The organism is Domibacillus sp. PGB-M46 (genome assembly GCF_022668875.1).
Lineage (GTDB): Bacteria > Bacillota > Bacilli > Bacillales > Domibacillaceae > Domibacillus.
The window spans coordinates 71,273-80,233 of sequence record NZ_JAKGCR010000019.1 but is presented as its reverse complement, the minus strand read 5'-3'; the positions used below and the strand labels follow the sequence as shown (position 1 = coordinate 80,233).

Annotated in this window: 13 protein-coding genes and 1 pseudogene; 6 read left to right on the top strand and 8 right to left on the bottom strand. The window is 38.2% G+C overall.

Annotated elements, in window-relative coordinates; translation table 11 throughout:
- On the top strand, positions 1 to 161 hold a 161-nt coding region (locus L2D08_RS17910; protein ID WP_242235816.1), incomplete at its 5' end, for a zinc ribbon domain-containing protein.
- A gap of 194 nt (positions 162 to 355) precedes the next feature.
- Complete coding sequence (locus L2D08_RS17905; protein ID WP_242235802.1) at positions 356 to 1,153, top strand: PAS domain-containing protein; 798 nt, start codon at positions 356 to 358, stop codon at positions 1,151 to 1,153.
- A gap of 183 nt (positions 1,154 to 1,336) precedes the next feature.
- Here L2D08_RS17905 and L2D08_RS17900 read toward each other — a convergent pair whose 3' ends face one another.
- The 4 genes from L2D08_RS17900 to L2D08_RS24340 all read right to left on the bottom strand — a co-directional run bounded on the left by L2D08_RS17900 (position 1,337) and on the right by L2D08_RS24340 (position 2,781).
- Positions 1,337 to 1,639, bottom strand: a complete 303-nt coding sequence (locus L2D08_RS17900; RefSeq protein WP_242235798.1) for a hypothetical protein — start codon at positions 1,637 to 1,639, stop codon at positions 1,337 to 1,339.
- Positions 1,640 to 1,723: 84 nt separating this feature from the next.
- Positions 1,724 to 2,017 carry a hypothetical protein gene (locus L2D08_RS17895; RefSeq protein WP_242235797.1) on the bottom strand — a complete coding sequence of 98 codons (294 nt, stop codon included), beginning with the start codon at positions 2,015 to 2,017 and terminating at the stop codon, positions 1,724 to 1,726.
- 106 nt (positions 2,018 to 2,123) lie between these two features.
- Positions 2,124 to 2,462: a hypothetical protein gene (locus L2D08_RS17890; protein ID WP_242235795.1), complete on the bottom strand. Its 339-nt coding sequence runs from the start codon at positions 2,460 to 2,462 to the stop codon at positions 2,124 to 2,126.
- 121 nt (positions 2,463 to 2,583) lie between these two features.
- Positions 2,584 to 2,781: a helix-turn-helix domain-containing protein gene (locus L2D08_RS24340; RefSeq protein ID WP_309241409.1), complete on the bottom strand. Its 198-nt coding sequence runs from the start codon at positions 2,779 to 2,781 to the stop codon at positions 2,584 to 2,586.
- On the opposite strand from L2D08_RS24340, the pseudogene L2D08_RS17880 reads away from it, so the two are divergent.
- From L2D08_RS17880 to L2D08_RS17870, 3 genes and pseudogenes are all read left to right on the top strand, one after another.
- Positions 2,727 to 2,954: pseudogene (locus L2D08_RS17880) on the top strand (transposase). The gene L2D08_RS24340 and the pseudogene L2D08_RS17880 sit on opposite strands and share 55 nt — an antisense overlap.
- 130 nt (positions 2,955 to 3,084) lie before the next feature.
- Positions 3,085 to 3,393, top strand: coding sequence for a TetR-like C-terminal domain-containing protein (locus tag L2D08_RS17875; RefSeq protein ID WP_242235793.1), 309 nt, complete (start codon positions 3,085 to 3,087; stop codon positions 3,391 to 3,393).
- 222 nt (positions 3,394 to 3,615) lie between these two features.
- On the top strand, positions 3,616 to 3,810 hold the full coding sequence (locus tag L2D08_RS17870) for an alpha/beta-type small acid-soluble spore protein (protein ID WP_242235791.1): 195 nt from the start codon (positions 3,616 to 3,618) through the stop codon (positions 3,808 to 3,810).
- Between the two features lie 427 nt (positions 3,811 to 4,237).
- Here the strand turns inward: L2D08_RS17870 and L2D08_RS17865 are convergent, their stop codons facing one another.
- Positions 4,238 to 5,437: a replication initiation protein gene (locus tag L2D08_RS17865; protein ID WP_242235788.1), complete on the bottom strand. Its 1,200-nt coding sequence runs from the start codon at positions 5,435 to 5,437 to the stop codon at positions 4,238 to 4,240.
- A 1,100-nt stretch (positions 5,438 to 6,537) separates the two neighbouring features.
- Between L2D08_RS17865 and L2D08_RS17860 the strand changes: the two genes are divergently transcribed.
- Positions 6,538 to 7,158 (top strand): phosphatase PAP2 family protein, encoded by a 621-nt coding sequence (locus L2D08_RS17860; protein WP_242235787.1) that lies wholly within the window; start codon positions 6,538 to 6,540, stop codon positions 7,156 to 7,158.
- Between the two features lie 337 nt (positions 7,159 to 7,495).
- Here L2D08_RS17860 and L2D08_RS17855 read toward each other — a convergent pair whose 3' ends face one another.
- From L2D08_RS17855 to L2D08_RS17845, 3 genes are all read right to left on the bottom strand, one after another.
- Positions 7,496 to 7,732, bottom strand: coding sequence for a hypothetical protein (locus L2D08_RS17855; protein ID WP_242235786.1), 237 nt, complete (start codon positions 7,730 to 7,732; stop codon positions 7,496 to 7,498).
- Between the two features lie 149 nt (positions 7,733 to 7,881).
- A complete protein-coding gene (locus L2D08_RS17850; protein WP_242235784.1) occupies positions 7,882 to 8,094 on the bottom strand; it encodes a DUF6366 family protein in 213 nt (70 codons plus the stop codon).
- Between the two features lie 676 nt (positions 8,095 to 8,770).
- On the bottom strand, positions 8,771 to 8,959 hold the full coding sequence (locus L2D08_RS17845) for a hypothetical protein (RefSeq protein WP_242235782.1): 189 nt from the start codon (positions 8,957 to 8,959) through the stop codon (positions 8,771 to 8,773).
- Positions 8,960 to 8,961: the final 2 nt, after the last annotated feature.

Sequence of the window (8,961 nt, the reverse complement as noted above, 5' to 3'; positions counted from 1 at the left end):
AGCTCTGTTCCGGGTGTGGCCACCAGCATAAGGATGTAAAAAGTCTCGCTGTCCGGGTGTGGGAATGCCCGTCCTGCAGCGTGCGTCACGACCGGGACCTGAATGCGAGCCTGAATATTAAAAAAGAAGCCCTTCGGCTTCTTTCACTTCAGTCTATTTAAGATTAGTCATAAAACCGTTGGAATACGGGGTTAGCCTGATTACTGGGGGTCGAAGATCCTCTTGCCCGGGAATCCCCCACTTCAACCGTCAGGTAAGTGGGTGGTAGTTCAATGGATGTCTCTTAGTACCTTAAAGCATATGAATGAATGAAAGAGCGGCCAACCTGTTTTTTTGATTTTCGAGGAGGTACACTATGGAATTTATGCTTGGCCTGATTGCCGTAATTTGTATCCTGCTGCTTATTATTTTTCTTCAGGCACGAATCCAGAAAAAGTGGAAAAAAACGCTAGTGGATTTTAATAAAAAGGAGCAGCATTATCTGTCTCTATATCAGCAGAATCCAGGTTTGATTATGACGTTTGATTTGGAAGGAAACTTTTTAAGTGCGAATAAAACCATAGAGCTTTACGGCTATACAGAAGAAGAAGTACTGCACCGGTCTTTCGCTCCGTATATAACGCCAACTCAGCGAGAGAAGGCTTTAGCATATTTTGAAACGACCAAAAAAGGAAAATCAACCGCTTATGAAACTGCTATATACAGTAAAGATGGTGAAATCGTTGAGGTAAAGGTCACCAATATACCTATTATTGTGGGCAATCAAACTGTAGGGGTGCATGCAGTTCTCAAAGATATGACTGTACTGAATAAAACCCAGGCAGCCCTGATAGAAACGGAAGCTCATTATCGGAGATTGACAGAGGAATCGGTGGTCGGTATTTATATAATTCAAGATGAAATTATCAGGTATGTAAATCCGAAAATCACCGAAATGCTGGGTTACACAAGAGAAGAACTCGTCGGAGCGCATGTAATAAACTTTATCCACCCCGAAGATCGATTAGCGGTAAGATATAACCTGAAAAAACGGCTGGAAGAAGGGTTTACAGACTATCCAAGCGGGAAAGTCTGTAAACAAAAAGCTCTAGAATTTGATCCAGAGCTCCGGCTGTCGACAAAGTCGACAGTTTTTGTTGCATTTGGAGTCTAGTCTGTTTCTTTTTCTTTTAAACATTTTTGTCATCCTCTTTTTCTAACTTTTAGATGAAAAAAGGTGTTTTATTCTTTCTGGCAAGTCATTGTATGTAACATAAAGGCCCGTCCACAAAAAAAAGCGCCCTCGTGTTGAGTAGCGCTTTCTAAAGTTCTCCGAGTTTAATCAAAATATTCATAATTATTTTCCAATAGAAGAGTTTCCATTTCTTACATCGATGGCAACGTTAAGTCGGTTATCAGATTCCTGGTCAGCTGCTGCCGCTGCATCTGACGCTGCATCTGACGTTGCATCTGCCGCTGCTTCTGCTGTTGCTTCTGCTACTGCTGCTGCCGCTGCTTCTGCTGCTGCTTCTGCTGTTGCTGCTGCTTCTGCTGCTGCTTCCGCCGCTGCTTCTGCTGCTGCCGCTGCTTCTACTACTGCTGTCAGCTTGGCTTCTAACTTGGCGATAAGGATCGCTAATTGATCAAGACCATTTCCCATATACAATTCCCTCCTTTCACTTTACATATCATTAAGTTAACCTTCATCCGTTTAAGTTTAATTTAGTTGATAGATTAACAATTATTACTCAACAGAAGCGTTTCCGTTTCTTACCTGGATATCAACTTTAAGTCGGTTATCGGATTCCTGGTCAGCTGCTGCTTCTGCCACTGAGTCTGCTGTTGCTTCTGATGTTGCTTCTGCTGCTGCCGCTGCCGCTGCTTCCGCCGCTGCTTCTGCTGCCGCTTCTGCTGCTGCTGCTGCTTCTGCCGCTGCTTCCGCCGCTGCCTCTGCTGCTGCTGCTGCTTCTGTTACTGCTGTCAGCTTGGCTTCCAACTTGGCGATAAGAATCGCTAATTGATCATTGCTATTTCCCATATACAATTCCCTCCTTTCAATCTACTTAATATAGAGTATGAAAATAGTAAAATATTGTATAGTTAAGATTTCTCAAGGAAAAAGTACATTTTTCAGTTTATACCTACTAACTTTTTTTGAAATCTGCAATAAATTCTTGAAATGTAGTTCTATTGCCTTCAATCATTTTTTCCAGTTTTTCTAAAAGTGCTTTTACATCATCTTCATTATGCGTTGCTTTCATAAAATGTTGATAAAATAAAATAAACGCATAAGCGATTCCCGTATTGTCCACATAAACGATGCCGTTACCACTTTGTTTGATGGAAGCATTGCCATTTTCGTTTGTTAGTTGGGTAGTAATAGTATTCGAAAGTTCTTTAATGTGTTTATCAATGGAATGCTCGATCATTTTTTCTACTTTTCCCAATATCTCCTGTTCTCGAATAGTAAAGTCTTCACTCATATAACTCTTCCTCCTTTCATTTGATCTACCATATCTTACGCAGTAAGCATCGAAAATGAAACGGCTACTAACGAGCAATTCAATCAGCTAATACTCTTAACAAAATAATGCAGACTATCATTTAACCTGTCCTGTTGCTGTTGGTTATCCCCTCCGAGTGCTGATTAAATACAAAACGGCAGCAGCCAATCGTTTTATTGATTAACACGGCCTGTCCCGGTGTAGGGTACAAACGAAATCGTAGATAGTTTCCATCTTCAGCAGTTGATTGAATACAAAGCCAAAATGGCAGGGATACAGGTTGAATACGTAAATCCACATCGCACTTCTCAAACAGGTAAATGTGGTCATGTTGATAAAATAAATTGAAAAAGACACACATTTGCGTGTGTCAAATGTCAGTATACACTTCACGCTGATGCCAACGCGTCCATTAATATTTCGAAAGCCATCAGCGGCCTTTCAAAAAAGAAAAACGAGCAAGCAGCTTAATCTAGTCCTGTGGTAACAGCAGGATGGGCTGATGACACCGCCCTTAACTGAAGGTGAGTTCTAAACAGCAATAGACAGTGAACGGTTTCGCACTTTAGAACCACGCCTGTTTCACCGCAAGATGAAGGGCTTGCGGCTTCAGCCGGGGAGTATCAAAAATCCTGATGACCCAGATTTACAAGCAGCCCGGCATTCTATGGTGCAGCTTATTATTCAGGTGCTTCAAGGCTATGGTTTGAACGAAGATATGGGAACCCACATGATCCGGGTTCTCCACAGTGTGTTGCACGGCTTTACTTGGCTTGAACAAATGGAAGGGTTTAGAATGCAGCTTGATTTGGATAAAAGCTTTTCCATTTTAATCGGGACCTTCATCAGAGGAATTAATTCTATGGCCAATAAAGAACATGAGTATTTTCAGGGAGAAAATAATAAATGAGTATGTTCATGGGATTTAGGCAGCAAATTTATCGCATTACTGGCCAGAAGACTCCTTCAAATTGCTCCGCAATTAGTTGGAGAGGTTCACGTACGATAATGTTTATCAAAGCCTTTTTCTAAAAAAATGCCCTTTTTGATTATGTTACCAGTGTGAAGGGAGCAGAAACGTCCCATACTGATAAGGCAAGGCAACTCAAAACCCATGAGGGAGTGACTGATCATGTCAAGCAGAAACCGCAACCGACTATTGGCTCCAGGTGCCCAGCAGGCTATTGACCAGATGAAGTACGAAATTGCTTCTGAATTTGGTGTTCAGCTAGGTGCGGATACAACAGCTCGTGAAAACGGTTCTGTCGGCGGAGAAATCACGAAGCGTCTTGTAGAAATGGCGAAACAGCAATTGTCTAGCCGTTAGGAAACACACAAAACTGAATAGCAAGAAGAAAAAGATATCCCTTCGTTCTGAAGGGGTGTCTTTTTTAGAAGGATATTTTCAGGTCAGCTTAAAAAAGAAGCGTCGCGCTCCTTTTCAAAATCTTTGGTTTAGGTGGAGAGGTCCTCATTTAGAAAACATAACAATTTAGGGATGATCTCTTTATAAAGATAACAAATTTGAGATAAAAAAGGGGTCTGATTCGCTTTTATCCTTGAAAGTAATAAGCAAGTACCCCTTTACACAGTGTTCGGCAACCATACATAAAGCATCGTATCCTAAATGCGTTAGGTTTTGTTTTGTCTATCCCAAAATTGTTAGGTTAAATTTTATCGATCCCAAAAATGTTAGGTTTAAGCGTATACAGCTAGAAAAAGACGCGGCCTATATAAGCCGCGCAGCGTTAAGTTTATTTTCTGACACGTGTTTTACTCCGCAATTTAATCATTTCCCGAATCGAGTTCATTAATTCATCTTTGTGCTTCTTCCAATGCTTACGGGCCTCTTTATCTGAAATGTTTAAGCGCTCTTTAAGGATTTCGACTGCTTTGTCTTCAACGAACCAGTTAGGAACCATTTCTGCGCTATTTTGATACTCGGCTATAATCGCATCCAGTGCATGTTGCAACATATCTTCTGGCTGAGCACCCTCTATTCTGGACAGCTTATTTTGTTCTTCGTACTTGGCCAATAGGACTTTTTCGATATACCGGACATGTTGTTTGATGTTTCGCCCTTTTATTTCATTCAACACCTCTAACATCAATACATCCCCATACTTTTCCCACGCTGAAATGGTTTCCTCGTCCACAAAAATTCCTTGTTCTTTTAAAAGACGCTTGGTACGACGAACAAACTCTCCATAAACAGCAGGTTTTTCCTGCTCTTCTTTGTCTTGATCGGATTCATTAAACAAAGCAAGCTGTTCCTGCTTATACTGGCTGTTAATTGTAAACTTTATTTTCTCTACTTTTTTCCCTTGCTTGATTTCCTCAAATTCAAAGGACAAATTCGTTTTTTCCTTCAATTCTTTTTGAGAATGTTTTAAAATTCTTTGCTTAAAGTTTCCGTACTCAGGGTATTTCTCCGTTACGCCAAGCATCAAGCGAAGTTCTTCCAAAGCAATAGTTCGATGCCCAATTTTCTCATACTGTTTCAGCAGCTCAAAAAGCCTGACAGAATAACTGCTCTTAAGTGGCGCAATCACATCAAATGGATAGTTAGTAAAGCGCTCTTCAAGCTGTAAAAGTAAATCTTTAATAAGAGCGTTAAAAACAATATGTACGGTTCCTTTTTCGTAAACAATTCCGGAAAACCATGGGAACCATCCAATTTTTTCTTTAGATTTGACTTTGATACGCCGTTTGGACAGCCCATCCGCTATTTTTTCTATTTCTTTATGATAATTGTTTCCTTTGACTCCTGCTGCGGCAAGGAACTCACTTACTTCGAAGCTGTAATGAGGAAATTGTGTATCGTTAAGCTTAATTTTGCTGGCGGCATATCGAATTATCTTGTGTTCCGACATTTTCAAATCCGCTTCATAATATGCCTCAATAAGATCGTTGGACTGTACAACCAACGCCTTGTTTTCCTTCTTTTTGGCCATATTCACTTACCACCTTTTGGAACATTCCGGCTGATATTAATGAAATTATCTCACTTCTCTGTTCCAAAAGAAAGCAATAAACATAACGTTTCGAAAAAATGTTAGGTTTCCTTATTTACTTGCTGCCTTGCCTTCGCCTTCTATCCCAAATATGTTATGTATAAACCGAATTCTCTTTATGCAAAATAAAGTCTGTAGTGAAGAAGCCTTGAGAATCTTTAGTTATTAAAGTAACGCTGATATGCAAAGTGGAGGATATTAGAGGAGTTATCCTAAAAATGTTAGGGTCATCCTAAAAACGTTATGGCTTATCCTAAATATGTTAGGGTTTGTCCCAATTTTGTTATGGAAAACATCCTAATAAAGTTATGGTTTATCCCAAAAATGCTATAGTTCATCCTAATTTTGTTATCTTTTATCCCAATTCCGTTATGTGTAGAAAGCTTCAATGCTTGGTACCATTGGTTTTTTCTAGGTTTAAAACAGTAAAACAATAAAAACATAAAAAACAATTATAGGTAAAACACTTAAAACACAGAGCCCCGTTGGTTTATTCCATCCTTATCGATTACATATTTTTATGAAAATAAACTAAAACAGCTGACACATTCTTAAGTTTTTCCCTAACGTTTTTGGGATGTTCTAATTTTTAACCCTAACACTTTTAGGATGAAATAAAAAAGCGGTTATGTTTTGACTTTTACTACATGTTTCTTTCTTAGGCTTTATTGTTCAAGAGTGTCTCGAAACCACAAAGTCCATACAGTTCTTTCTGTACGTAAAGATTTAGAAATACAGACAACAACTACCACTGAACAAAAATTAGCGCCGCATTACCCTTCAAAACTTTTGATTTAGTGGGGGTTAGGCGGTGAGATCTGATTCTCCTGTTCTTCTATGTATTTTTTATTACACCACTTGCCGCTTCTTACTTATCATTTCTCATATTGATCCTCGTTTCATTTTCAAAAACGAACAAATAAAGAGCGCCAGTGATCAATATTAAACCTGTAGGTTGTAGGTATATATATTTATAGTATTAATTATAAATTTTTTGTATTGTTTTGCTTATGGAACAATAATTATGAGGTGAGTTAATTATGAAGATTGATTTTAAAAAAAGTCATGCGACATGGATTTTAATCATGGTGTTACTCTTTGCTTTATTAGCTATTATATATCCTTATATACGAGAGACAGACCAGTCTTTGACTTATTCTCTTTATGATTTCGCGGGCGTATCCACAGATAGATTTTTTATACTGATTACGACACTCGGTTCAGCTTATATTTCATACCCCCTTTTGGGACTGCTGGTGTTCTTTTTTGTAATTCAGAAGAATATGTGGATGGTCCTTATTTTAATTTTTAATCTGGTGGGAGTGCGCTCATTAAATTCAGTCCTTAAGTCTTTTTTTAATTATGAACGTCCAGAGTGGAAGCATTTAGTGGAAGTTGGTGTACATACCTTCCCAAGTGGACATGCTATGAATACATTAGCTTTTTTTGGTTTTTTGGGCTATTTAATTTATGTGCATAATAATCTCAAGAAAAAGTGGACCAATCTCATTATATTTTTAATTTCTCTATTTATTTTCCTCGTAGGCCTAAGTAGAGTTTACTTGGGTGTTCATTACCTATTGGATGTAATAGCCGGGTTTATAGGGGGAGGATTTTGGTTAGTTGTTACAATTATGTTATACCGCCTGAAGAGGCGTTAATAGTTGGCACTCTTTAATGCTTAGATTTGGTTGGAGAAGTCAAAGGTGATATTACCTTGATATGTTTATTACGGGCTTCAACTATGTCTTACGTAAGCTCAAACAGCTTTTAAAAAAGAGTGGCTGAACAAGATCGCTCGCTCTTCTGCAAAGATATTTAGGAGGAAGGCCTTTTCTGCCTTCCTTTTTGCGAGCCATTGCTTGATAATACCAAATGATAGAGTTCCTCATAGCTGACCCAATTGAGCTATTCTACCCTTTAGTCGAAGAAGAAAAAAGACCGGCTTGAACAGCAGCCGGTTCTTAAACTCTTGCCCCCGATAGTTGAAGAAGACTTTTAAAAAAAGGGAATGCTTATTCCCCATATCCCAGCAGCAATACATAAAATTCCTCCAACAAGAAACAAAATTTTAATGAACCAAAAATTAAAAGATACCGGTAATGGAGTTGTATGCCTGACACTATCATAAGTCTTGTCGTTAAAGAACCGTTCCCTTGTTGCGTGGAAAAACATATATATTGCAAAAATGCCAATCGCCAAAACAAATATACCTGCATAAAAGTCTTTTCCCATTCAATTAACCCCACACAACTTAAATTTAATTCCTTCTTTATATAATTCTCAAGCTCATATTGTCTCAACCCTTGTTCATCTATCCTGCTCCATTAGCTGAATAAGAAAAGGCTGCCGAAATGACAGCCGAGATATTAAAAAAAGCTCCGTTAGCGAAAGAAGGCGGAATATATTATAAACCCTAATATTATTACAAGAATAAGTATTCCAGTACCTTTCCATCCCAAACTACCTACCAAATCGACAAGATTGCCGTTGTTGGCTCTGTTAAAAGAATCGTTTATGTTGCCTGTTGGATTGTTTTTTAATTCTTGTCGCCTTAATCTTTCTCTTTGTTGCTCTAGAGTTTCTTTGTCGCTCATCAAATCCCCCCTTTAATAAAAGTTACCACATATCCCTAATTGATTGTTGACCAATACTGTTGAATAACTTTTCAAGCGATTCACTCTATTATCAACCAAAGAATGGCTATGAAAAGGAGGACAGGTCCGAACAAAAGAAAGACCGCTAATATGCCGTATTTTCCTTCGCCTTTAAATTCTTTTTTTATTTCTTCATTTCTTTTTCTGGCTGCTTCTTTGTTTCGAGAGGTCCAAAGAAAATAAAAAATACCATAAGCAAAAACAGCAATTGCTGTCAGAACCGTACTATCAATCATATTTATCATTTCTTTTCTTTTTTCTTCTCTTTTTTTATCTCACGGTAAGTGACTATCAAGTATCCAAGAGTATAAGCGCTTCACCCGCTAATATAGTCAACCTTGTCAGCCTCAAAAAAGAAAAGCATTGCCCCCGAGTAAACAAGTGTAACTATCAAATAATTTCTTAATATTATCTTAAACACGATATCAATCTCCTGCATACAAATTCAAAATGAGGTTAATCCAAAATAAATGGAAAGACCTACAAACGCACTGATAACATATAGTATAGAGTAAGCCTTTTTGGTTAAAATCTTTTGCCCCGACGAAGATACCTGGCAATCAATAGTAGACCGATAATGTTGATTAGGAAATGAGGATAAGCTATTTTTCAAAAGCTATTGTTTACCTTTTTTAATTTTTAAAATTACAAAAAAACAGCTAGCTGTGATGAGAAATGCAATTAAGTCTGAACCAAAAGTTCCCCAATCAAAGCGAGTAATTGCCCTGTAAAGCATCCAGGAAAATTGATAAATAACACCGATCATTATTAGAACAGGCACAATGCCAAAAGAACGTCTACTCATGC